20 protein-coding genes and 1 pseudogene are annotated in these 25,216 nt (G+C 48.6%); 5 read left to right on the top strand and 16 right to left on the bottom strand.

From position 1 onward, the window contains the following. Window positions 1-4 precede the first annotated feature (4 nt). Window positions 5-427, bottom strand: a complete 423-nt coding sequence (locus SB724_RS16640; RefSeq protein WP_130571735.1) for a MerR family transcriptional regulator — start codon at window positions 425-427, stop codon at window positions 5-7. Between the two features lie 189 nt (window positions 428-616). Then, window positions 617-2,506: an ABC-F family ATP-binding cassette domain-containing protein gene (locus SB724_RS16635; protein WP_410571987.1), complete on the bottom strand. Its 1,890-nt coding sequence runs from the start codon at window positions 2,504-2,506 to the stop codon at window positions 617-619. Window positions 2,507-2,664: 158 nt separating this feature from the next. Here SB724_RS16635 and SB724_RS16630 point away from each other — a divergent pair, with 158 nt between their 5' ends. Further along, window positions 2,665-3,732, top strand: coding sequence for a glycosyltransferase (locus tag SB724_RS16630; RefSeq protein ID WP_007609987.1), 1,068 nt, complete (start codon window positions 2,665-2,667; stop codon window positions 3,730-3,732). Between the two features lie 49 nt (window positions 3,733-3,781). Here the strand turns inward: SB724_RS16630 and SB724_RS16625 are convergent, their stop codons facing one another. The 3 genes and pseudogenes from SB724_RS16625 to yfmT form a co-directional block, all read right to left on the bottom strand. Further along, window positions 3,782-4,681, bottom strand: coding sequence for an SDR family oxidoreductase (locus SB724_RS16625; protein WP_410571985.1), 900 nt, complete (start codon window positions 4,679-4,681; stop codon window positions 3,782-3,784). A gap of 128 nt (window positions 4,682-4,809) precedes the next feature. Further along, window positions 4,810-5,175: pseudogene (locus SB724_RS16620) on the bottom strand (methyl-accepting chemotaxis protein); the annotation flags it as partial. A 504-nt stretch (window positions 5,176-5,679) separates the two neighbouring features. After that, entirely contained in the window at window positions 5,680-7,137 is a 1,458-nt protein-coding gene (gene yfmT, locus SB724_RS16615; protein WP_410571983.1) for a benzaldehyde dehydrogenase, read from the bottom strand. Window positions 7,138-7,381: 244 nt separating this feature from the next. Between yfmT and bcaP the strand changes: the two genes are divergently transcribed. Both bcaP and SB724_RS16605 read left to right on the top strand, forming a co-directional pair. Beyond that, the gene (bcaP, locus tag SB724_RS16610; RefSeq protein WP_410571981.1) at window positions 7,382-8,767 is read left to right on the top strand and encodes a branched-chain amino acid transporter BcaP; all 1,386 of its coding nucleotides are present in this window, start codon (window positions 7,382-7,384) and stop codon (window positions 8,765-8,767) included. Window positions 8,768-8,884: 117 nt separating this feature from the next. Further along, window positions 8,885-10,114 carry an MFS transporter gene (locus tag SB724_RS16605; RefSeq protein ID WP_410571979.1) on the top strand — a complete coding sequence of 410 codons (1,230 nt, stop codon included), beginning with the start codon at window positions 8,885-8,887 and terminating at the stop codon, window positions 10,112-10,114. 29 nt (window positions 10,115-10,143) lie between these two features. Here SB724_RS16605 and SB724_RS16600 read toward each other — a convergent pair whose 3' ends face one another. The 7 genes from SB724_RS16600 to SB724_RS16570 form a co-directional block, all read right to left on the bottom strand. Beyond that, on the bottom strand, window positions 10,144-11,082 hold the full coding sequence (locus SB724_RS16600) for a putative nucleotide-diphospho-sugar transferase (RefSeq protein ID WP_265973493.1): 939 nt from the start codon (window positions 11,080-11,082) through the stop codon (window positions 10,144-10,146). Window positions 11,083-11,097: 15 nt separating this feature from the next. Continuing rightward, window positions 11,098-12,258, bottom strand: a complete 1,161-nt coding sequence (locus SB724_RS16595) for a glycosyltransferase (protein WP_410571977.1) — start codon at window positions 12,256-12,258, stop codon at window positions 11,098-11,100. Window positions 12,259-12,286: 28 nt separating this feature from the next. Next, a complete protein-coding gene (locus SB724_RS16590; RefSeq protein ID WP_410571975.1) occupies window positions 12,287-13,198 on the bottom strand; it encodes a putative nucleotide-diphospho-sugar transferase in 912 nt (303 codons plus the stop codon). 24 nt (window positions 13,199-13,222) lie between these two features. After that, a complete protein-coding gene (locus tag SB724_RS16585; protein ID WP_012117042.1) occupies window positions 13,223-14,191 on the bottom strand; it encodes a GDP-mannose 4,6-dehydratase in 969 nt (322 codons plus the stop codon). Between the two features lie 6 nt (window positions 14,192-14,197). After that, complete coding sequence (gene rfbF / locus SB724_RS16580; protein ID WP_265973491.1) at window positions 14,198-14,962, bottom strand: glucose-1-phosphate cytidylyltransferase; 765 nt, start codon at window positions 14,960-14,962, stop codon at window positions 14,198-14,200. Window positions 14,963-15,177: 215 nt separating this feature from the next. Next, window positions 15,178-17,106, bottom strand: coding sequence for a lipoteichoic acid synthase (gene ltaS, locus SB724_RS16575; RefSeq protein WP_038457233.1), 1,929 nt, complete (start codon window positions 17,104-17,106; stop codon window positions 15,178-15,180). 426 nt (window positions 17,107-17,532) lie between these two features. Continuing rightward, window positions 17,533-20,715 carry a bifunctional cytochrome P450/NADPH--P450 reductase gene (locus SB724_RS16570; RefSeq protein WP_410571972.1) on the bottom strand — a complete coding sequence of 1,061 codons (3,183 nt, stop codon included), beginning with the start codon at window positions 20,713-20,715 and terminating at the stop codon, window positions 17,533-17,535. Between the two features lie 164 nt (window positions 20,716-20,879). On the opposite strand from SB724_RS16570, the gene SB724_RS16565 reads away from it, so the two are divergent. After that, window positions 20,880-21,950 carry a DUF3900 domain-containing protein gene (locus SB724_RS16565; protein WP_007609950.1) on the top strand — a complete coding sequence of 357 codons (1,071 nt, stop codon included), beginning with the start codon at window positions 20,880-20,882 and terminating at the stop codon, window positions 21,948-21,950. Window positions 21,951-21,986: 36 nt separating this feature from the next. Here SB724_RS16565 and SB724_RS16560 read toward each other — a convergent pair whose 3' ends face one another. Further along, window positions 21,987-23,108, bottom strand: a complete 1,122-nt coding sequence (locus tag SB724_RS16560) for an FAD-dependent oxidoreductase (protein WP_410571970.1) — start codon at window positions 23,106-23,108, stop codon at window positions 21,987-21,989. Between the two features lie 150 nt (window positions 23,109-23,258). On the opposite strand from SB724_RS16560, the gene SB724_RS16555 reads away from it, so the two are divergent. Next, the gene (locus SB724_RS16555) at window positions 23,259-23,771 is read left to right on the top strand and encodes a MarR family winged helix-turn-helix transcriptional regulator (RefSeq protein WP_105937986.1); all 513 of its coding nucleotides are present in this window, start codon (window positions 23,259-23,261) and stop codon (window positions 23,769-23,771) included. Window positions 23,772-23,809: 38 nt separating this feature from the next. Here SB724_RS16555 and SB724_RS16550 read toward each other — a convergent pair whose 3' ends face one another. The 3 genes from SB724_RS16550 to SB724_RS16540 form a co-directional block, all read right to left on the bottom strand. Continuing rightward, on the bottom strand, window positions 23,810-24,454 hold the full coding sequence (locus SB724_RS16550) for a Bax inhibitor-1/YccA family protein (RefSeq protein WP_007408941.1): 645 nt from the start codon (window positions 24,452-24,454) through the stop codon (window positions 23,810-23,812). 90 nt (window positions 24,455-24,544) lie between these two features. Continuing rightward, window positions 24,545-24,847 carry an FMN riboswitch-binding regulator RibR gene (ribR, locus tag SB724_RS16545; protein WP_410571968.1) on the bottom strand — a complete coding sequence of 101 codons (303 nt, stop codon included), beginning with the start codon at window positions 24,845-24,847 and terminating at the stop codon, window positions 24,545-24,547. Window positions 24,848-24,876: 29 nt separating this feature from the next. Further along, window positions 24,877-25,050: a YezD family protein gene (locus SB724_RS16540; protein WP_003155693.1), complete on the bottom strand. Its 174-nt coding sequence runs from the start codon at window positions 25,048-25,050 to the stop codon at window positions 24,877-24,879. Window positions 25,051-25,216 lie beyond the last annotated feature (166 nt).

Here is a 25,216-nt window from a genome sequence, read left to right as displayed (position 1 = left end):
AAAATCATTCGATTGATTGAATGGCGCGTTCAGCTTTTTCTTTCATTCCGTTAAGGCGCGTTTTAAAATGCTGAAATGTGCTGATCTTCTCATCAATCATCTCAAGCTGGTGGTTCAAAGTGTGCTGAATCTCTTCCAGCTTTTCTTTCCGTTCCTTCGGATCCAGTGACAACAAGTACCCCTCTTTGTTTAATTCCAGCTGACGGCTCATCTCCATAAACTGCTGAAGCTCCTGAAGGGAAAAACCGAGCACTTCTTTTGTGCTGGTTACTTTTTCGAGCTCCTCCATATCATCTTCAGAGTAAAGCCGGACGCCGCCTTCTGTCCGTTTAGGAGCAGGAATCAAACCAATCTCCTCGTAAAAACGAATGGTTCGTTTTGTCAATCCGCTTCGCTTGGCAACTTGATCAATCTTCATCCATTCCAAGGTGAATCCCCCTCTTGTCGTATCTGTTTCTATTATACACCATTTGAACCTTAACGTAAACGTAAACTTTTATGCCTGATAAACTTGGTTTGGACAAAACGTTTGTCTTTAAAGCGCCGGGAAACATCTGTGCAAGATAAAAAAAGCCGGTATGACCCGCCATCTTCTCGGGGGCCGTACCGGCTTTTCTTAATTCTCAAGTTCTTCAATCATCAGTGACAATTCGGTCCAGCGCTCCATCGCCGCTTCAAGCTCTTCAGCCGTTTTTGCCTGTTCGGCCATCAGTTCTTGAATCTTTCCGAAATCACTTCCCGCTTCAGCGATTTCCGCTTCCAGACGCTGATGCTTTTCTTCAAGGCCGGCGATTTTGTCTTCGATGCCGTCCCATTCGATCTGATCCTTATATGAAAGCTTTTTGCGCTTTTTCTTCGGCTCTTCTTCCGCCTTTTTCTCTTCGGCCGGCTGTTTTCCCGCCGTCTTCTTCGCTTTTGCATGTTCCATGTATTCACTGTACGAACCTTGGAAACGGGAAATGACACCTTGTCCTTCAAATACGATCAGGCGGTCAATGACGCGGTCAAGGAAATAGCGGTCATGGGATACGGTGATGACGACGCCTGGGAACTGTTCGATATAATCTTCGAGCACGCTTAATGTTTCCGTGTCCAGATCATTGGTCGGCTCATCTAAAAACAGCACATTCGGTTCCTGCATCAGTACATTCAGCAAGTACAGACGGCGCTTTTCCCCGCCCGACAGCTTTCTGATATACGTCTGCTGCATCGGACGCGGGAACAGAAAACGCTCAAGCATTTGTTCCGCAGTGATGACATCGCCTTCCGCCGTTTTGACGATTTCAGCCGTCTCTTTTATATATTCAATGACTTTCATATCACCGTTCATTTCGCTGTGGTCCTGGGTGTAGTAGCCGATCCGGACCGTCTGCCCGATGGTGATATTGCCGCTGTCAGGCTGAATTCTGCCGGCGAGGCTGTTTAAAAGTGTCGTTTTCCCGATTCCGTTCGGCCCGATGATGCCGATTCTTTCCCCCGGGATGACAAGCTCATTAAACTGGCTGATCAGCGCTTGGCCGTTATAGGTAATGGCGACATTATCGGCTTCGATCACCTGTTTTCCGAGACGGTGGGAGCCGATCGCGAAATCGAGTGATCCGGAGACTGCCGGCCCTTTTTGCTCCTTGAGCGCCTCCGCTCTGTCCACTCTCGCTTTTTGTTTCGTCGAGCGCGCTTTCGCCCCTCTTCTGAGCCACGCCAATTCGCGGCGCAGGAGGTTTTGACGTTTTGTTTCTTTTTGCTCCGCAAGCGCTTCCCGTTCGGCCCGTTTTTCCAAGAATACTTCATAGTTTCCTTTATACGTATAAAGGCTGCCTCTCTCAAGCTCGTAAATTCTGTTCGTCACCCTGTTCAGAAAATATCTGTCGTGCGTGACAAGCATAACGGCGCCCGGATATTGCGATAAGTAGCCTTCCAGCCATTCAATCGTTTCATTGTCCAAGTGGTTTGTCGGTTCATCCAAAATGAGCAGGTCAGCCGGCTGGATGACGTTTTTCGCAATCGCGACGCGCTTTCTCTGGCCGCCGGACAGCTCGCTGACATCCTTCATCAGATCGGTGACGCCAAGTTTGGTTAAAACCGTTTTGGCTAACGTATTCGCCTCCCACGCATCATTCGCGTCCATTCGGGCCTGCGCATCAAGCAGCTGTTTCTGGCGCTGGTCATTTTCCGGTTCTTCATTCAGCGCCTGAAGCGCTTTTTCGTATTCTCTCATCGTTCTCATGACGGCTGATCCGCCGGAATAAATATGCTCAAGTACGGTTTGTCCGGCCGGAAGCTCAGGGTCCTGATGCAAAAACTCAATATGCACGCTTCCTGAAGCCGTAATCTCGCCTTCCTCCGTTGATTCAAGGCCGGCAATGGTTTTCAGAAGCGTAGACTTCCCCGTTCCGTTCGGGCCGATTAAACCGATTCTTTCATTCTCTTCAATATGAAAGGAGATATGGTCGAATAATGTCTTATCTCCGTATGTTTTATAAAGGTTTTCCGCTTTTATGATGCTCATGGTCCCTATCAATCCTCACGTAAGTTCATGTGTTCATTTTAAATCAGGCGCTGGAATAAAACTAGTAAAAGGACAGACAAATTTCTTGGAAGAGATCATTTTGTCCGAAGAATGTTTCCGCCTCTCCTTTTATACACTGGAGGTGAAGAGGTGATGACATGATCAGCGTCAGTTTGTGCGTTATCGTGAAAAATGAAGAGGAAGTGCTTGCGGGCTGTCTTGATTCCGTCAAAGACATTGCGGATGAAATTGTGATTGCTGATACGGGCTCGACCGACCGGACGAAAGAAATTGCGGCCCGTTATACGGATAAGATTTATGATTTTGAATGGATCGATCACTTTGCGGCCGCCCGTAATTTTGTGTTTTCGAAAGCGGAAATGGATTATATTCTGTGGCTGGACGCCGACGATATACTGACGGAAAAGGACCGTGAAAAGCTGATTGAACTGAAGGCGTCGCTTTCAAAAGAGGTGGACGCGGTATCCATGTATTATCACGTCGGCTTTGATGCTCGGGGAGAGGTCAGCTTCAGATACCGCCGCAATCGACTCGTCAAGCGTGAAAAAGGGTTCCGCTGGATCGGAGCCGTGCATGAGTATCTTGAAGTATACGGAAACATCATAGAAACCGATATTGCCGTCACACACCGGAAATCCGAGAAAAAGCACTCGCCTCCCTCAGACCGCAACTTGAAGATTTATGAGAAAATGGCGGAAAACAGTGAAACGATGACACCGCGCGATTTGTTTTACTTCGCGAATGAATTAAAGGATCACGGCCAGTATCAGCGCGCCATCACGTATTATCACCATTTCCTTTCCACAAAACAGTGCTGGATCGAAGACGAGATCAGAACGTGCCAATATCTATCCGATTGCTACAGGGCGGTCGGCCATGAAGAGGCCGCCATGACGTCTCTCTTAAAATCATTTCTGATCGATTGTCCGCGGCCGGAGTTCTGCTGCAGGCTCGGCGACTATTTTGCGGAGAAACGGCAATACCGGCAGGGCGTGTTTTGGTATGAGCTCGCCCTATCCGCCAAAAGCAGTGATGCAGGCTTTACCCAGCTCGAATATTCCACCTGGTATCCCCATCTGCAGCTCTGCGTCTGCCACTGGCAGCTCGGCGACAGAGAAAAAGCGAAGATTCATAACGACAAAGCCGCCTCCTATCATCCGTCACATCCGAGTGTCCTGTATAATCAAAACGTGCTTGGCACATAACATCGAAAAAAAAAGAGCTGCCCCCGTATGAAGGGCAGCTCCTTATTGATTACGCTGTCGAAATTCCTCCGCTTACACTGTAAATTTGGGATGTCACATAGCTCGATTCTTCTGAGGCCAAAAAGACATAAATCCCTGCTAGCTCCGCCGGCTGTCCGGCGCGCTTTAATGGAACGGCCGGTGTTTCCTTGCCGAATTTCGGAATGTTTTCACCGGGCTGTCCTCCCGAAATCTGCAGCGGCGTCCAGATCGGCCCCGGTGCTACCGAGTTGACTCTGATTCCTTTATTCGCCAGCTGTTTTCCTAAGCCGACGGTAAAACCGATAATGGCATGTTTCGTCGCGGCATAATCCAACAGCATCGGGCTTGGATTATACCCTTCTACGGACGTTGTCGTGATAATAGACGCGCCTTCCGGCAGATACGGAAGCGCGGCTTTGACGAGCCAATACAGCGAGAATACGTTGACTTCAAATGTTTGATAGATTTGTTCTGTGGCAAGATCGCTGATATCATCCACTGCCTGCTGTTTGCCGGCGACAAGAGCGAGCGTGTCAAGACCGCCAAGCTCTTGATACGCTTTTTCCGCCAATTCTCCGCAAAACGCTTCATCGCTTAAATCTCCCGGCAGCAGAACGGCTTTTCTTCCCTCTTTTTCAATTAACGCTTTCACTTCTTCAGCATCCGGCTGTTCCTCAGGCAGATAGTTAATCGCCACATCCGCCCCTTCCCGGGCATAAGCAATCGCGGCGGCCCGGCCGATACCTGAATCGCCGCCGGTGACGAGGGCTTTTCTTCCCTTCAGCTTGCCGGCTCCTTTATAGCTTGTTTCACCGCAATCCGGCACAGGCTTCATCTCTTTTTGCAAACCGGGCGGTTCTTGATATTGTTTTGGAAATTCATCATGATCATATTTCGTCAGCGGGTTGTGCAGATTTGCATCAGACATACAAGACTCTCCTTTATCATTGGTGATGTATTCGTATGTGTACCCCTGAGCATGATGGATCAAACGTGTAAGTGCAGTTTCCGATTGATAAAGGGAAAACAAAAAAGGAGCCCGTAAGCTCCCTTTTTTTATGACTCTCCGAGTACGTTTTCAGCCATTTTCGCTAAATGCTGGGCGCTTCCCGAAATTTCCTGCATCGTTGCAGAAATTTGTTCAACCGCCGCCGCTTGGCCGTCCGTGTTCTGGTTGATGGATTCAATTGAGTCCTCCAGCCCTTTCAGCAGGCTGTGGATTTTTTTCGTAATCTGGTCAATTTGGCCGACGTTGTCTTTTGAATGAGTGGCAAGCTTGCGGATTTCGTCCGCCACCACGGAAAAGCCCTTGCCGGATTCTCCTGCTCTCGCGGCTTCAATGGCCGCATTCAAACCGAGCAGATTGCTTTGATCCGAGATGCCCTTGACAGTGACGGAAATGTCGGCGATTTCTCCCGCGCTTTCACTGACTTGTTTCGCCTGAGCGGAAATCCCGGTCATCTGTGCTGAGAAACCGCTGATGGATTCTGAGATATCCGCGATGGCCGAAGCGGTCTGTTCCACGACGGCGGACAGGCTTTCAGCGACATCGTGAAGCTTGGCTGATTTTTCAAGGCTGGTGCCGAGACCGACGCCGCCGATGACTTTTCCGTTTTCATCGTGAAGCGGAATCGCTCTGGCGATCAGCGGAAATCCGAACAGCTCTTTCGGCACCATGCTTGTCTTCTTCTGATTCATGCGGATCGCGTCTGTAATGATGTCCCCTTTTTGCAGCGGGTCTCCCGGCTTTACATTAAGAGAAAACGTTTTAGCCGGAATATTCACGATTAATTTTTCTGTATCATAAATTCCGATGGTGATGTCATCTTGGATCAGGCTGTTTAAAAAAGGCGCAACTTTGACAAAAGCGTCAAGCAGGCTGTGCGTTTGCTGCTCCGTCTGTATACTCATTTCTTTCACTCCTTCTTAATATGGGAATTGCCGTTTTTCATGCTGAACCGAAATCCATTTCAGCGTGGTGAATTCTTCAAGGCTCCATTCGCCGTTCAGCCTGCCGAGACCTGATTGTTTCTCGCCGCCGAACGCGACGTTCGGTTCATCATTAATGGTCGTATCGTTGACGTGAATCATGCCGGTTTCGATCCGCTTGGCAAACTCAACGCCGCGCTCAACGTTTGCCGTATGCACGGCTCCGCTTAAACCGAACGGTGTCGCGTTTGCGATGCTTACCGCTTCATCCTCTGTTTCGAACGGCATGATGCAGACGGCCGGTCCGAACAGCTCCTCCTTCGCGATGCTCATCTCAGGTTTCACATCTTTTAAAATGACGGGCTCAGCGACCGTTCCGCTGAATCGGCCGGACAGCACCGGAACCGCTCCCTCTTCTATCGCTTTTTCGACAGACCGTCTCAGACTTTCCGCCTGTCTCTCATTGATTAAAGGACCGATAACCGTATCAGGGTCCATCGGATCGCCGACTTTCAGCGATGACACTTTCGCTTCGTAAAGCTCTGTAAATTTGTCATATACAGATGTGTGAACGAGCACGCGGTTCGCCGACATACAGATCTGGCCTTGATGCGTAAACCGGCTGAATACGGCCGCATTGACGGCGTATTCAAGATCAGCATCCTCAAGCACGATCAGCGCGCTGTTTCCGCCAAGCTCCAACAGCGGTTTTTTAAAGTGTTTGACCGCAAGCTGTCCGATATAGCTGCCCACTCCGGTTGAGCCTGTAAATGAGATAATCCGCGGCACGGGATGCTCAACAAAGCTGTCGCCGATCTCCCCGATATCCGTCACGATAACATTGAGCAGCCCGTCCGGTACGCCGGACGCTTCAAAAATTTTCGCGATAAGCGTTCCGCCGCAGATCGGTGTTTCTTCATGAGGCTTCAGCACGACGCCGTTCCCCGCGCCGAGTGCCGGCGCAACAGATTTCATCGAAAGGAAAAACGGGAAATTAAACGGGCTGATCACCCCCACGACTCCGGCGGGTATTCTGTACAGCCTGTTTTCTTTTCCGTCAATCGTGGACGGGAGAATTTTCCCTTCCATCCGCACCGGAAATGTTGCGGCTTCTTTTATCATATTTTTGACAAGTCCGATTTCAAACTCAGCCTTCAGCCGTGTTCCGCCAAGCTCCTCCATGATTAAGTAAATAATCGCTTCTTCGTGCTCTTCGATGAAAGAAACGGCTTTTTCCAAAATGGCCCGCTTTTTAAAAGGGTTTACTTTGTCCCATTCTTGTTTCGCAAGAGCCGCGGCGCGATATGCCGCATCCACGTCATCAGACGTCGCTTTTTGGAATGAGGTGATGACTTTTTGAGTATAAGGATTTCTGTTTTCCAATACGTTCCGGCTGCTTCCATCCCTCCATCGGCCGCCGATAAACTGCTTATTTAGTTCTTCATATTGAAACATGTAAACATCTCCCTTTCACCGAAACTTGAAATTAGTTGATGAGTCATCTTTTGTATCGGTCTTAAGGTGAGAAAATTGAACTATTTCACAATAAAATTCCCGTTCCTTCCGTGCATCGACGCTTTTTAGCTTTGTCCTTTTAAAGTGGAAAATTCTTTAATTGACTGCGAGAAATTTCGACAATATAATACAAACGTCAGTGTATATAATGATAAGAATATTATGAATTTTCAGGAGGACCCATATGTCTTTACTATTTCGGAAAAAGCCGCTGGCCGACTTAAAGGCCCAGAGCAAACAGACCAGCCTGTCCCGCTCGTTAAGCGCTTTTGACTTGGTTTTGCTCGGAATCGGCTGTGTTGTCGGCACGGGGATTTTTGTGATTACCGGGACTGTGGCCGCGACAGGCGCAGGACCGGCTTTGATTCTGTCGTTTGTGCTCGCGGGCCTTGCCTGCGCGCTCGCCGCGTTTTGTTATGCGGAATTTTCTTCATCCATTCCGATTTCAGGCAGCGTATATACGTATTCATATGTCACTCTCGGGGAGTGTCTCGCGTTTTTAATCGGATGGGACTTAATGCTTGAATATGTCATCGCGCTCGCCGCCGTCGCAACCGGCTGGTCATCCTATTTCCAGTCGCTTCTTGCGGGCTTCGGGCTGCATCTTCCGGAGGCGCTGACCGCCGCACCCGGCAGCAAAACGGGTGCCGTGTTCAACCTGCCGGCCGTTATCATTATTTTGGTCATCACCGCGATTGTTTCAAGGGGCGTGAAAGAAAGCACCCGCTTTAACAATGTCATTGTATTGATGAAAATTGCGATCATTCTGCTGTTTATCATCGTCGGTTTCGGCTACGTGAAACCGGAAAACTGGTCGCCGTTTATGCCGTTCGGAATGAAAGGCGTCATCACGAGCGCCGCGACCGTTTTCTTCGCGTATCTCGGATTTGATGCCGTGTCAAACGCGTCGGAAGAAGTGAAAAACCCGCAGAAATCAATGCCGTTCGGAATCATCGGCGCGCTTGCCATCTGCACCATCCTTTACATTACGGTATCGCTCGTCCTGACGGGAATGCTTTCGTACACTAAGCTGAATGTCGGGGATCCGGTATCTTTCGCGCTCCAATTTGTCGGCCAGAACAAGATAGCAGGCATTATTTCCGTCGGCGCGATTATCGGGATTACAACGGTGATGCTCGCTCTGCTTTACGCTCAGGTGCGCCTTACATTTGCGATGAGCAGAGACGGCCTTTTGCCACGCATGTTTTCCGAGGTTCACCCGCGTTTTAAAACACCGTTTCAAAACACATGGGTGACGGGGATCGTTGCCGCCGGGATCGCGGGTTTTATTGATCTGGGAACCTTGGCGCATCTCGTCAATATGGGAACCTTGGCGGCCTTTACGGTCATTGCGATCGCCGTCATCGTTTTAAGAAAGAAACATCCGGAGATCAAATCTTCCTTCCGTGTTCCTTTCGTGCCTGTTGTGCCGATCATCAGCGCATGCTTATGCCTGTATCTCGCAAGCAGCCTGCCGGGCGTGACATGGCTTGCCTTTGTCATCTGGATCGCCGCCGGGATCGTCGTTTATATGATGTATTCGAGAAAACACAGTTTGTTAAATAAATAAAAAGGGAGGCTCTTTTTTCTGTTTGAGAAAGAAGAGCCTTTTTTGCACTTGATAATTCATTCACCTTATGAATAATATGGTGTATGCTTCGTTTACATAAAAAGGAGGAGAATCACTTTGGCCATTGCCGCCCCGCTTAAAGAAAAACCTGTCCATCGTCCCGAGACAACCATGTATTCTATTTTGTTCATTATCGGGATTTGTCATCTGCTGAACGATTCACTGCAAGCGGTGATTCCGGCGATGTTTCCGATTTTGGAACGTTCCATGAATCTTACATTTACGCAGCTCGGAATGATCGCCTTTACGCTGAATATGGTGTCTTCCGTGATGCAGCCCGTCATCGGCTGGTATACGGATAAACGCCCGATGCCGTATGCTTTGCCGCTCGGACTCACCGCAAGCATGCTCGGCATTTTAGGTCTCGCGTTCGCCCCGTCTTTTCTGACGATTTTATGCTGTGTCTTTTTTATCGGCCTTGGCTCCGCCGTCTTTCATCCTGAAGGATCGCGTGTCGCCTACATGGCCGCCGGCGAAAAGCGCGGCTTGGCGCAATCGATTTACCAAGTCGGAGGGAATACCGGCCAGGCGATGGCGCCCTTGATTACCGCGCTGATTCTCGTTCCGCTCGATCAATTCGGCTCTGTCTGGTTTACGCTTGTCGCCGCAATCGCTGTTCTGTTTCTCATTTATATCGCCAAATGGTATAAAGGCCGCCTGATTCATTTGCGCGCCGTAAGTAAAAAATCACCGGCCTCCGCTGTGCAGACCGTGATTACAAAACCGATTATTCTCGCCCTTATCATGATTATCTTCTTAATTTTCGCGCGCTCCTGGTATGTGAGCGCAATCGGCAACTTTTATACGTTCTATGCGATGAATGCCTATCATGTCAGCATTCAGCAGGCACAGAGCTACATCTTCGTCTTTTTATTTTTCGGAGCTGTCGGCACGTTTCTCGGCGGGCCGCTTGCAGACCGTTTTGGAAAGCGGAACGTCATCATCGTTTCGATGATAGCATCGGCTCCATTGACGATTTTCCTTCCGTTTGCGGGACCTGTCATCGCCTATGGCGTACTGGCGCTGATCGGTGTTGTTCTGATGTCCAGCTTCTCCGTGACGGTTGTCTACGCGCAGGAGCTTGTTCCAGGCAAAATCGGAACGATGTCAGGGCTTACGGTCGGGCTCGCCTTCGGAATGGGCGCGATCGGAGCCGTTGCGCTCGGAGCTCTTATTGATTCAGCGGGATTGACGCCGACCATGACAGCCGTCGCCTTTCTGCCCGTTTTAGGTCTGCTCGCCTTTGTCCTGCCGAGCGACAAAACATTAAAAGAATGGCATTCATAAAAACAATCCCTGCCGAAAAGGCAGGGATTTTATGTTTCAACCGTATAAAAATGAGTGTCAGGAACCGCATATTTCGGAATAAACCCGTCTCTGAAATCAGGAAATGCTTTTTGAATTTCATCAATCCATTTTTTTACGTTTTTGATGTACGGCACGTAAATCATATTGACTGTCGCCTCGTCATCAATGTGATAGTACCAGCACAGATTGAATTCGTTCTCCGTGACGAGCGTAAAGCCTGAAAAATGATAAAAAATCAGCGGGGTGTCATTGACATATACAGCCCCGTCGCGCAGGCTGACGTCATATTGCTCAATATTCCACAGCGCCGCATTTGCGCCGATCGACTCCGTGACATGAACGTCTTCAAACTGCGTGGGCCACTTTTCAACATACCTTTGGTCACCGTATGTCTTTTTTTCTTCATTCATCTCCACCGTACAATAGGAGATGCAATCCTGTCTCCACTGCCAGACCGCCCGATACGCTTCCCCGGTATTCCGCGCGCCGACAAACCCGGTGTTGTACTGCCCCGTCAGCTTGTAATAAGACGCAAACCGTTCTGAATTGCGGTGATCCGTCAGAAAAAGGGAAGCATCCGGCTTTTCCGCAAACAGCTCGCCCGCATCTGAGAAGAAAAAGAGATCGGTGTCCAAGTGGGCAAAATATTCGGCTTCATCATACTCTGTCATCACATGGAACAAAAAAGCCGGCTTCAGCGTCCAGCAATATTCATGAAACGTCCGGCCGCCCTTTGCTTCAAGCAGCTCCGGGTCCTCCATTTCATGGAGCTGAACCGCCGTGACATGTTCCCACGGCACCTGCTGAAGCAGTTCGTACGCTTTCTGGTCGACACATAGCACATACAGATGAAAATCCCGGCAATGCTCATGGAGAGAATGAATCATCGGCATCAGTTTAAAGATATGCGTTCTGGAAACAATGGTTGAAAAATGATATTTACTCACCATATCACATCCAATTTATTTAAGATCCACATGCAGTAAATCAGCAGCCAGCGCTTTGAACGCCCTTGCAAAGTGCGTGACGCCCAGCTTTTTTTCCGCTTTTGCCAAAAGCTTTCCGACCTCCGGCAGATTGAAGCTGTTCGCCGTGATACGCGGACTTTTCGTCTTCCAGTCCGGGTCGAGGTTGCGGTCTTTAACCGCGTGCAGCAGCTCGAGAAAAATGTGCAGCAGGCTTTCATATTTCTCATAATCAAGCAGCACTTCGATGTCTGCCATCATGCTGTTGGTTAACTCCGCGTCAAACGGGCCGTTAAAAGCGAGGTGCACGTCAAGCGAATGAATGTCATTGTACTTGTCGCACATGTACGCGATGTTCGCCCTGATGTCATCAACCGAAGCGCAGTTGCTCGGATGCTCCTGATGGACGCTCATGATATCGCGCCGCAGCTGAAATCTCATTCCCGACTGATGAAGCCTGATGCCGAGATCATAATCTTCAAAGCCGTATCTGACAATGCCTTCATCAAACAGGCCGAGATCTGCCACGTGCTGTCTCTTGACTGACGAATTGTTCGTAATGAAAAAACGCCACGGCAGACGGTAGCCGTTCAAATCATCTCCGTATTTTTCCAAAATGCTTTTCAGCACACGGATAAAGTCGGTATCTAAATCAAAGCATTGGTCAAGAAAACTTCCGTCTCTGATGTCACCTTTATCAAGGAGCGGCTCTTTATCGCCCGGCAGCTCTTCATACAGTTCGGCGAGTTTTTCCTTATGCTCTTTTTCAAAACGGTCATAATAAAAGCTGTAAATCCGCTTCCAGAACATACCGCATACGACAAGATCGTCCCGGTTCTCATGAGCCTTGATATGCTTCGCCACCAAATCCTTTTCGGCAAGCATGTCGCTGTCATGGAAGATCAAAATATCGCCTCTGGCATTGCGGACCGCCTGATTCCGGCCGTAAGCGATCCCTCTGTTTTCTTTAATTCTCACAAAAATCAGCGGAAAATTCGCGCTGAATGATTCAAGCATGGATAAGGTTCCGTCTTCCGAACCGTTGTCAGCCACAATCACTTCGAACGGCTCTGTGCATTCCTGTTCATTCAGGGACAGCAGGCTGTTATAAAGCCTCTCCTTGGAATTATATGCGGGAACAATGACGCTTGCCTTCACTTTTCGTTCACTTCCTGTATATGATCATTTATTTGTTATCATCCTCAGATGCAAAGCCGCTGAACTCCGGGCAGACGGCGCTGACCGTCCCGATCACCCGCTTCAGAATGTCCTGGTAAAGCTGATGGACAAACGGCAGGTCGGTCCGGTCCGTCTCATGAATCTGCCGAATGTCGCCGGCTGTAACGATCCGGTATCCGCTGAAATGATAGAAAATCAGCGGACTTCCGTCTTCGAGCACAAGACGCCCGTCCTTCCATGAAAACGTGTGGCGGCCGTAATTCCAATGGCCGATATTCACGCCGGGCGTGGTGATGTCACACACGTTCGGGAACAGGCCGGACATGTAATCCAAGTAGCCTTGATCTCCGAATTTTCCTTCGCCCGGCGCATTTTTGCATTCTTCCAGGCAGCTTTCTTTCCACCATCTGAGACAATCTGTGCCGGCACTGTCGGTTTTGAAGCTGAGAAAACCGGAATTATACCGGCCTAAAAGACGCTGCAGCATGTCGATTTCCTGTTTTTCAAATGAGGGAATGACGATATCGCCCCGTGACAGAAGCACCGAACAATCCGGCTGATTGTCAAAAATCGCGCGCGGATCAGCGAAGAAAAACAAATCGGCATCAATGTACGTGACACGCTCTAATTCCGGATGTCCGTCCAGCACGAATTCGAGAAATACCGGCTTCACCGTCCAGCAGTATTCGCTTTGATCCCTCGTCCGCTTCAGTTCAAGGAGCTCCTCATTTTCCAGTGCGGACACCTGAATCAAGGTGACATTATCCGGCCGCATTGCCTGAAGCACGTCATAGGTGTCTTGATCCATACACAAAGTAAAAATGGGGGCGTCCGCCTGAACCGCTTTCAATGAGCCGAACAAAGCGATAGCCTGATACAGCCTTCCTTTTGATAAAACTGTGCAATATGCGCTTGTCACGTCTTTCTCTCACCTCTGTTTCTGTTACTTTTGAAAAAAGGCTTTATACCATTCGATCGTTTTTTCCAATCCTTCATCAATGGTATGCGCGGGCGTCCAATTCAGAAGCTTCCTCGCCTTTTCCGCCGATAAATATTGGTGCTTGATTTCATGGCTTCCCTGGTTGAGCACTTTCGGCTTGAGGTCACTGTCCATGGCCTTAAGAATTTTTTCTACTAGCTCCAGCACCGTCAGCTGAATCTCATTGCTGAAGTTGAACGCTTCCCCCGCAAGATTGAGCTCCTCCATCTTTTCCGCCAGCAAAAGGTATGCCTCGACCGCATCCTCGATGTAAAAATAATCACGGATAAATGTGCCGTCGCTGCGGATTTCCGGCGCTTCACCGTTCAGCACGAGCTGAATCGTCTGCGGAATAATCCGGTTGAAGTTCAAATCTCCGCCGCCGTACAAGTTGCCGCAGCGCGTAATACAGACCGGAAGTCCGTACGTATTAAAATATGTGTGGCTTAACAAATCGGCACAGCTTTTTGATACGTCATACGGATGTTTGCCCTGAAGAGGCATGTTTTCATCGTACGGCAGTGTCGGCTGGTCGCCGTACGCTTTATCACTGGACGCGACGATCACCCGCTTGATGAGCGGATGCCTGCGGCACGCTTCAAGGATGTTCCATGTGCCGAGAATATTGGCTTCAAATGTGGAAATCGGATTGCGGTTTGCGACGCCGACGATCGCCTGAGCGGCTAAATGAAAGACCGTGTCAATTTCATATTCGCCCAGCGCCCGCTCAATCACATCCAGATCTTCAAGCGCGCCCTGCACGATATTCATTTGCTTCACTTGTTCTCCCTGATACAGGTTCGACTTGGGCACAGTGTCACGGACAAGTCCCGTCACATTGGCCCCCTGATCGATCAGTTCCTTCACCAAGCAGCTTCCTAAAAGACCTGTACATCCCGTCACAAACACATTTTTATTTTTCCAGAAACTCAAACTTGATCACCATACCTTCCATACATGTTGTCCCCGGTCCCACATGTTGTTGATTTCCAGCAGATTTTTATACGTATCGATCGCCGTCCAGAAACCGTAATGCCGGTATACCGCCAATTCGCCGTCTTTCGCCAGCTCCTTCAGCGGTTCTTCTTCAAACATGACGTCCCTGTCTTTCGGCAGATAATCAAATACCTTCGGGCTGAGCACGAAAAATCCGCCGTTGATGATGCCGTCACTTGAGGTTTTTTCAGAAAAGCTTTTCGCCATACCGTCTTCAACCGTCAGCGTTCCGAATTGCGAGGTCTTTTCTATACCGGTGACGGTCGCCGCAGCCCCTTTTGATTGATGATAGCTGATCAGATGAAACAGGTTGATGTTGGCCAGTCCGTCCCCGTACGTCATAAGAAAGGTTTCATCACCGATGATGTCCTTCGCCTGTAAAAGCCGCCCCGCTGTCTGCGTGTGTTCCCCCGTGTCTAAAAAAGTGATTTTCCACGGCTCGGATTTTCCCAATATCCGCACTTCTCCGGTAGAGCTGTCCAGCGTCATGCTGTGATTCTTCCAGTCATAATCTAAGAAATATTCCTTAATCATCTCTCCTTTGAAACCAAGAAGCAGGATAAATTCGTCCACGCCATAGTATTGATAGAGTTTCATAATATGCCATAGAATCGGTTTGCCGCCTATCATGGCGAGCGGTTTGGGACGTTCATTGGTGATTTCGCTCATTCTCGTTCCTTTTCCGCCGCAGAGAATGACTGCTTTCATCTCTACCCCTCTTCTCTGTGAATATTGGATTCGAAACCGCCCGTATAAGAGAAACCAACCCGATAATTTGTCCGATTCTCTATCACCGGTTTCAAAATCTACTGTAAGATATGAGAGATTGGCGCCCTTTGTGACCAAAAGCTCTCTCTTTTTTCAGATTGGTGAAGATACACACAAAAAAAGAGCCTCACGGAAATTCCGTAAGGCTCTTTCTATTATTTATTATCCTGATTCAGCTTTTCTTTGCCGTAATGATATTTAGACGGATCAACCGGCGTAAAGTCGCTCAATTTGTGGAATCTGAGCAAGTCTTTGTACATCACGCTGTCAGACAGCTTCAGCTGCTCTGTGACTCTGGCTTTCAGGTTTTTCGTTTCCTGATTGCCTTTCAGTTCTTTTCCTGTCTTCGTATCGTATACGACATTGGAGATGGAAGTATATTTCGGCGTGACGTAATCTCCGTTACGGAACGTCACCGTATCATCATGGTCTTTCGAGAAGAGATCGGTGCCGAAATTAATATATTTCTTAGAATCGATGCCTTCCAAGTGAAGGATCGTCGGCACAACGTCCATTTCACCGCCGTACGTATGGTTCACCCCGCCTTTTTTGCCGGGAATGCGAAGCATAAGCGGCACACGCTGATTCTGCGCGTTTTGATAAGGCGTAATTTCTTTGCCGAGAATTTCTTTCATCGCGCGGTTATGGTTTTCAGAGATTCCGTAGTGGTCTCCGTAAAGCATAATCACCGAGTTGTCATATAAACCGGATGCCTTCAGATCTTTAAAGAACTGTTCAAGCGCTTCGTCGAGATAACGCGCCGTCTGGAAATAGTCATCCACAGTCGCGTCGCCCGTTTTCGCTTTTTCGATCGTTGCGTCTTTTTCATCAAGCGTAAACGGATAATGGTTCGTCAGCGTGAGCAAATGCGCGTAGAACGGCTGCTTCAGCGATTGAAGCTTCGGAATGGATTCTTTGAAGAATGGTTTATCCTTCAGACCCATATTGACAAGGTTGTCATCAGACATATCGTATGTGCTGGCGTCAAAGAATTTATCGTAGCCGATATGTTTGTAAATCTGGTCACGGTTCCAGAATGATTTGTAGTCACCGTGTAAAACGGCGCTTGTATAGCCCTCACTTTGGTCAAGGATGGCAGGAAGCGATTGATACGTGTTTTCCCCTTTTGTCACGAAGGCTGATCCTTCAGGCAGTCCGAACAGGCTGTTATCCATCATCAGCTCGGCGTCAGATGTTTTACCTTGGCCCGTTTGGTGGAAAAAGTTATCAAAGTACGTCATGTCCTCTCCGCCGCGTGCGAGTTTATTCAGGAACGGCGTGACTTCTTTTCCGTCAAGTTTGTAATTGATCAAAAACGATTGGAAGCTCTCCAGGTGAATCTTAATGATGTTTTTGCCTTTGGCCTTGCCGAAATACTCGGCGTTCGGCTTCGCATAATGCGACGATGTGTAGTTTTCAACGCTCGTCAGGTCATCGCTGCTGGCATATGCCCGCTGTGATTCCGTCTGCGCCGTCTGTACGCCGTCATAAATCGTGTAATTATAAAGGCCTAAGTATTTTACAATGTAATTACGGTCAAACGTTCTTGTCAGCAGCTCCGGGCGGTCCTCTTCGGCAATCGCCAGGTTCACGAAGAACAAAACAATACCCGTCACGATAATTAATGACGTATACCGTTTTTTCAGCTTGAATTCCTTCAGCTCACGTCTCCACACCAGAAGCGCGATTAAAATAATAATATCAACAAAGTATAAAATATCATGGCCGGACATAATGCTGAAGATGCCGTCTCCCATATTTCCGACATTACCGGATTGCTTTAAGTTAGGGAATGTCAAGAAATCATCGAAGAATCGATAGAATAGGATATTCGCATACAAAATAAACGTCATGATGAAATCAATAATCACCATGATAATCGCTGATTTGCGGCCTTTCGCAAACAATGCCAGTCCTAAAAAGAAAATGGCGCTTGAGAACGGATTGATCACAAGCAGAAACTGCTGCGTCGGACCCTTCACCCCAAGGTTGAATTCAGCATGATAGGCTAAATACGTTTTGGCCCAAAACAAAATAATAGCCAGTACAAAAAAACTAAGTCTGTAAGAAAATAATTTCTTCATGGCAACCTCTACTTTCCTAAACACTTTAAATCTGTATTCTTACTTTTTGCTTCAATTCCTGCTTTCCGAGCAAAACGAAAGCATCACACAGCCCCATAAACACACCATTTAAAAAAACGATATATTTATCATTCGTGTCATGCCCATTGAACATCTTATCCCGCCAGCCATTAGACGCAGGATATCCGTTCTTCGTTTCACATTTTTTTCTGGCATTAAAAGGTACCGTATCAGACCCGGTCTGAAAATAGGAGATACCAAATATAAGAATAACACAAACTTCTAAAAACGAAAAATGAATATCAAAGACAGCCGCCCAACAGGCGGGCTGAAGTTATTGTATGCAAAGGGGCTGAAAAACTTGAAGGTTTTTTTGGCTGATGTAAAAAAAGGACTGGAGTCATCCAGTCCTTTTCATCAAATCGATCAAATCCCCGCCCAAACATCTTTTGCGTAAATGCCTTTTGTCTGGAGGTCCAAAAGCCATTCTTGCGCTTGCCGTTCGTCTGTTTCGCGGACCGACTGATACGCTTTTTGCAGCGTTGCCTCTACATCGGGCGCCATTTTGCTGCCGTCGCCGCATACGTAGAGGTGCCCTCCCCGGCCGAGGATGGAAATTAGAGCGCCGGCGTCTTTCGCCATTAAGTGCTGCACATACGTTTTCGGTACGCCTTCTTTGCGGGAGAAAGCCGTATGAAGCGTCACGATTCCGTCTTTTTCGTAAGCTTCAAGCTCGTCACGGTAAATAAAATCATGATCGTTTCTGCATCCGAAATACAGATGAGCCTCCCCCAGCTCTTTTCCTTCTTTTTTTAACGCCGCCCGGGCTTGCAGAAATCCGCGGAACGGGGCGACTCCTGTGCCGGGACCGACCATAATAATCGGTTTTTCCGGATCTTCCGGCAGCCGGAATCGTGTTTCCGGAGTGCGGACAAACATCACGATACCATCCTCAGGATCGCGGTCCGCTAAATAATTCGAAGCGACTCCGCGATACTCCCCCAAACCGCTCCGGGCGGGGCCGCGAACGACGCCGACGGTAATTGAAGCCTGCCCGGGATGTTTCCGGGGCGAACTTGAAATCGAATAATACCGCGGCTTCAACGGGCGCAAAAGCTCCAGAAATCGCTCAAACGGAAGTTCACACGCTTCATATTTTTCAAGGAGATCGAGCATCGAGACGCGCGATGTTAAGATTTGCTCCTGATAGACGCCCTCCTCAAGAAAATCTTCCAATTCCCGTTTGTGCGGCGGGCAGACCGTATAAGCGGCCATTTCCCGGATTTGAGCCCTTGATGCCGCTTCCTGCAATTCGACACAGCTGCTCAGAAGATCATGCAGCCTGACCGGCCGATCGAGCGGGAGATGAGCCGCGCTCTGTCCGCTGGCCGTCAGCAGCACTTGATCATTCCCGTTCAGATTGAATCGGCGGAGAACACGGCTGACCTGCTCTTTGCTGTTTACCGGCAGCACGCCGAGATGATCCCCTTCATGATAGGCAGCCTCTTTCGGCAGAGTGATTTCGATATGCCTTGTGCTCCGGCCGCTTTCCGGCGCCTGAAGTTCCCTGTTTTCCGCAACGGATGCGTAAACCGCTTCATACGTCTTTGCCAAAGGGGACCCGCCAAGCCCGCTGACAAATTGAAGGCCCAGCGCACTTCGCTCTTTTTCGGCATTTTCATTCAGCTTGAGGCCGAATGCCTTCATAGCGTCCGTCCACATGCTTTTTTTCCATTCATCAAGCTTTCCTTCAAAATCGCCGCTGACGTCCCCTTCGCCTCGGGAGGAAAAGCGTTCCGCCCCTTTTTCGGCAAGCTTCTCATCAATAAGCCTCGGTACAGCCTGATATGTCGCCGCCCAGTTATGATCACCGCAGCCGAAGACGGCATATCTGACGCCTTCCAGCTCCCCGGGTTTGACTTCTTCAAGCCATTGAACGAATTGTCCCGCGTTGCTCGGAGGCTTTCCGTTATAAGAGGACGTAATGATCAAGAGAGCTCCTTCTTTCGGCAGTTTTCCGATCCGGTCATTTAGAGGCGCCGTTTCAGTCCGGACGCCGTGCATCCCGGCAGTATCGGCAAGCTCCCGCGCCACGCCTTCTGCGGTTCCCGTATCTGAGCCGTACAGAATCAGAAGCGGTCGGTTATCAAGCCCGATAATGGATGCGCCTTTTGTTTCCCGTTTTTCTTTTTCGACGTCTTCCGCCGCTTTTTCAGCCGCCGGGAGAGCAGCCGCAACGGCTTCTTTGTTTCTCGGCCGCACCCGGATATGAAAGTCGCCGGGCTTGATCGTTAGTGTCTGTTTAATATCGAGCTCATAATCGGTGTGATCGATAAAGGTAAAATGCTGCAGAATCATCCCCAGAACAAGGGTTGCTTCATGCAGGGCGAACTGCATACCGATACACGCCCTCTGACCGTTTCCAAACGGCTTATACGCATGGTGAGGCACTTGATCAGGATGTTCAAACCGCTCCGGATAAAATTCCTCCGCATTGTCTCCCCACGCGTCTTTATCACGGTGAAGCTGGGGAATTAAGACGGAAATTCTGTCTTTCGGCGTGATCGGATATTTCCCGCCGATCACCGTATCCTCTTTCGCATAAAGGCTGAACGCAGGCGCGGTCGGCCATAAGCGCAATGACTCCTGCAAAATCATTCGGATATAAGTAAGATCCAACACTTGTTTATATGAAGGAACGGGATCAGTCAAAACCCGATCGGCTTCTTCATAGGCTTTTTCCAAAACACGGGGATGTTTCAGCAGAAAGTAGATGGCAAAGGAAAGCAGGCCGCTGGTCGTTTCGTGGCCGGCAATTAAAAACGTGATGATTTGAAACCGGATATTTTCATCATCAAGTTTTTCGCCCGTTTCCGGGTCTTCCACATTCAGCATTCTGGCCAGCAGATCCTTTTCATCCCGGCCGCCTGACCGGCGCTCTGCGATAATACTGTCTACTAACGAAAACATCGCCTGAATGTCATGATGAAATTGGCGCTTCGTCCTGATCATAAGCTTATCCTGAACATCAAGGCGCTGCATTTGGTGCATCGCTTCATCAAGGGCGCGCACCATGCTGTTGATAAACGGATGAGGCGTTTCCCTGTAATAGCTGTTAAACCGATAGTTAAAGCCGCAAAGCCCGATCGTATCGAGCGTCAGGCGGGTCATATCAGCAGGCACATCAACGGCCTCATCCGGGTTCAGCCTAGCCCACTTTTGAATCAGCTGCACCGCGATATCAGTCATCATCGAATGATAATCTTTCATCGCGCGCTGGCTGAAGGTCGGCATCAGAATATTATGCGCCTTTCGCCAGTTAGGCTCATGCGTCCAGCTTGTAAACAGCCCGTCGCCGGAAAACGCCCGGACTTTCTCCAAAGCCCCTTCAATGCTTTTATCGAACCGCTCTTCATCACAAACCTCTTTCACCAGTTCATGGCCGGACACGACGATAATGGCGCCCGCCGGCGTATGCAGCTGAAAAATAGGCCCCTGCTCGTTTGCCAGTTTGATAAGCGACATTGTAGGCTTGTCTTTATCAAGCAAAGGAAGATTGCCGAGCGGGCCGAATGTCTTCGGCTGCGGAATCGGACCTGTTTCCTTCATGAATAACACCCTTTCTAACACGTTGATGCGTTCCTTCCAACTACATTGCCCTTTTCACCGGCCGATTATCCGCCGTCACGGATCAATCATCGGATTGACGATCGATAACGGTTTTTTCTATACTGGAGAGGCTTGTTAAATACAGAAATAAGGTGAGTTCACATATGGATTTTGAAATCAAGTTTTTATCGTTTTACGTCATTCAAGTGGAAGGAAAAGACGAACAGGCAAACAAGCAGTTCAAACATTTCCAGACGCTTGATACGGAAGAATTTGAAGAAAGCGAGCTGAAGGATTTTCTTGACGGGGAATTGAAGAAAATCGTCAAACGGAAAGCCGAACGGCATCCGCAATCCGAGCAGGTCCCCACAAAAATCGGCCATTTTATCACGGAGCCGGGCCATGAGCTTGATTCAAATCCGAATTACAACCTTTTCAACCGCGCCAGACTTGCGGATACGAAGGAAGCATTTATCGAGGCAAGCGAGCAGTTCGTCCGCACTTACCTTGACACGAGCGCCGTGCGCGGCGGTGTCTTTATCGTGGCATCGGCCGTTCCGCGCAAGTATTTTGAAGACAAATTCGTCTTTATGATGAAATGCGATTTCGAGCCGAAGGTCGCCCGCATCTCAGACGCCTCGTCTCTCATTAAAAAGGTCGAAATGGCCATCACGACAAAAAACATGAAAAGCATTCAATATCCGTATATGCCGGAAGAAGGCATGACGGAAGAGCATGAGCTGAAAATCCACCAGGCCTCGCACGCCCGTTATTTCGAAGATTTTCTCAAATTTGTCGAATACGGCGAATCGATGCCGGAAATCATGAAAAGCCAAGTCATGAACATGGTGCAGGAACACGTGTATGAAACTTTTGAAGAAAACAGCGAAGAGCTTCAGCAGTTTGAGCACGACATTGAAATTTGGGAAGCAAGTGAAAAGCGGGAAATTCAGGAGCGTCTCGACACCCATCAAGTCATCGAGGCATCCGCGCAGATCATTGAACACACGCCGGAAGCCGAGCTGAAAATGAAAGTCGGAGAAACAGAGATTAAAGGATTACTGGCTGATTTCGGCGAATCCATCCATCTCGCAAAAGTGAACGGGCGCTATGTCGCGCTCATTGAGGCGGAGACGATCTCGTTTGAAAAAGGCAGTTCGCCGGTGGAGTTTCACAAGCCTGAGGGGCTGCATGAGGTGATTGAGCGGATACGGAATAAATCTGAACAAGACTGACAAAAGTCCAGACGCCATGTTCTGGACTTTCTCTATTTAATAAGGCTCTTTGAGCAATCGATAGCATTCACTGATGATGTCTTGCACGCCGGGCGTTCCCTTTATCTCGCGGCGGACGATTTCAGATGAGAGATTCTGCACCTGTAATGCCCGCTCCGCCCGTCTTTCGAAGTATGCTTGACATGCAGTTTCATGGTTTTCGTGCTTTTGCAGTTCTTCACTAAGCACAATCGCGTCTTCAATCGCCATCGCCGCTCCCTGGGCCAATGTCGGCGCTCCTGCATGGACGGCATCCCCGCCCAGAACGACGCGGCCTCTGTGCCACGGTTCTTTAACCGCCATCTGCTCAATCTTATGAAACAAAACGGGATATTCCTTTGACATATTCTCTGTCACAAACTTCACTCCCGGAATTCCGCGCAGCAAGTCTTTCACCCGTTCAAAACGCGTGTCCTCGTCATCCCTGAAGTCAGCGTCATACGGCCGGATGATAAATACGTATCCTGTTTTTTCAGAGAGCGGCACGACTCCGACCTGCGTCTGCCCTTTTTTATACATCAGTGTCGAATCATGAAAAACCGGTTCGGGAAAAGAAATGTAAAATCTGTGCGCTCCCATGCCGAGATACTCCGTTTTCACTTCTCTTTGCAGCATTTGATCGCGGACAGCGGAGCGGATGCCGTCAAAGCCGGCGAGAATGTCAGCCGTCATCGCGGTTCCGTCTGCACAATGCACCGTTATGTCATCTGCCGTTTCTTCGTAAGACACGACTTTTTTACCGAGCAGAATCGTGACCCCCGCCGCTTCAGCATGCTTTTTGAGGATATCGTTTAACGTTTGCCGCAATATATTATTCCGCCCCGGCAATGAATCATCTAAAAACGCCTCACTCACTTTAAACTGCAGCGTTCCGTTTTCATCATGCTGCTTCAGCCATTCCGTTTGAAAGCCGTGTTGACAGCATTCATCATACACACCGATTTCCCGAAGCACCCGCAGCGCATTTTGAGGCTGGAGAATGCCCGCTCCGCTTTTTCGCATGCCGGACGCCGCCTCGCAAAGGGTCACTTCAAAACCCGCTCTGCCGAGAGAAATCGCTGCGGACAGGCCGCCGATCCCTCCGCCCGCTATGATGATCTTTTTCACTTCATGGTTCATCACGATACCGCCTTCACTATTTATTTATTATCCATCAACTATTAGCCACCTTACTATATAGGCTGAAAAACTGTCAATCTTTATAGGTTGCCTTTTGAATCCGGCAAGCTTATACTTTGAATCACTAAAATGGTACGGAGGCTTACAAAAATGGAGTTGAGACATTTGCCGGATTACTCGCAGATTGCCGGACGCGCTGGGATTTACGCCGATATGGATGCTGAATCATTGAAAACATTTTTGACGTTATTTGATATGTCTAAAAAAATGAATCAGGTCATGGAGCATTATTTCTCAAGTCACGGATTGTCCGAAGGGAAATTCAAAATTTTAATGTTTCTGTTTGACGCACCCGGCCACAGCCTGAGTCCGACGGAGCTGGCGAAAAAATCCAATGTCACCAAAGCGACCATCACCGGATTGATCGACGGACTCGCACGGGACGGCTTTGTAAACCGCAGCCGGCATACCGGCGACAGACGAAAAATCAGCATCGAACTCACAAGGGAAGGAAAAGAAAAGCTGATGCTGTTTCTTCCCGGCCACTTCTCCAATATTTCAGGAGTCATGGAAAGCTTCACCGCTGAACAAAAAGCGGAATTGACAAAAATGCTTGAAGTATTATTTGATAAGCTTCTGCTGTTTTCCGGCGGCAGAACATAAAAAGGCGCCCCTCTCAGCAGGGCGCCTTTTTCGCGCGGTTAATCATCACTGTTTAAAATTCCGAAAAACCGTAGCAGGTTGATAAACAAGTTAATAAAGTCGATATAAAGCGTCAATGCCATCAAAGGAATCAAATCAGCCGTGATGTCCCGGTGCTTGATCTGGTTCAGATCGTATAAGATATACATTGAAAACACAATCGTTCCGATGACGGAATACGCCATCATGGCGGCGGAATTCAGCGGGCTGAAAATATTAAAGATCCCCACTGCGAGAAGCGCGATAACAGCGACAAGCAAGAAGGACCATAAAAACGACAAGTCCTTTTTCGTCTTAGCGCCGATCGTGCCGAGCACCGCAAAAATCACAAACGATGAACCGAATGCCTCCAATACGACATAGGCCCCCGCTGCGGACGCATAATGGCTGATAATCGGAAACAGCGTCATTCCGGAAATGAAAGCGAATGAAAACACAAACACATATCCGACGGCTTTTTTTCGGCGCAGCCAAAATGCGGCGATGATCATGACGACCTCTAAGACCGACAGCGGCAGCATCAATGCCGGCGGAATGAACTGGCCCGTATACAGGCCGATTGTCGCAACTAACAGTGTAAACACAAATACCGTTATAATGCGCTGCATAATAGATTGTTTGCTCTCATAAGCAGCAGTTTGCATGTCAAAAGTCCTCCCAAAAAATGATCGTGATAGGTCTATTATAAATAAAATGGGAGAAATTTGTATGATTTTAAGAAGATTTTAAGGATGTCAGGCCTGACGTTTTGCTGCGCACTCCTGCATATCCATGAAATCATGCAGTTTTTTCGTCAATCCGCCGTGCCCGAATCGGATATCCCCCTTCTGCCCCGGCGTTTTCGCGAAATCGAGGAATGCCAGCACATAAAGACGCCTGACGGGAATCGGAATGACGCCCGCATCATAAAACCAGCCGTCAATTGTATTGAGCACGCCTTTGTTAATGCCGTATTGCTTCGTGCACCAATGCAGAAAGCGCACTTCGGGCAGGTGCAGATACCGGCTCTCCCGGAAAGGAACAGTTGAATGCTTCATATGTACCGCCTCCTGTCATTGGCTGTTTTTTAAGATTGTTTTACTTCTTTGCTCTTCAGGGAAAATCGATATTTCTCCACCTTATCAATTTGTGTCACTTGGGAATTATGAACCGTAATCTGAACAGTCCCGAAATCGAGCGTTTCCAGCGCACTGATAATCTTTTCGATCACATGCGGATCTACGTTTCCTTTGGACGTCATCATGCTCCCCCTTTATGTCTGGCCGTTCGTCTTTTGACAATGAGTGTTTTAATTCATACTATTCTGATAAGAAATATATAATTATACTATTATGTTTTCATTCAGAAATCAATAACATTTACACAATTTTTGGATATGTTTTCTTTGCGAATACTTTCACTTCCTT

Source organism: Bacillus sp. SIMBA_031 (assembly GCF_046535225.1).
GTDB lineage: Bacteria > Bacillota > Bacilli > Bacillales > Bacillaceae > Bacillus > Bacillus velezensis.
Note: the sequence above shows the minus strand (reverse complement) of the source record. Positions and strands in the feature narration are given on the sequence as shown.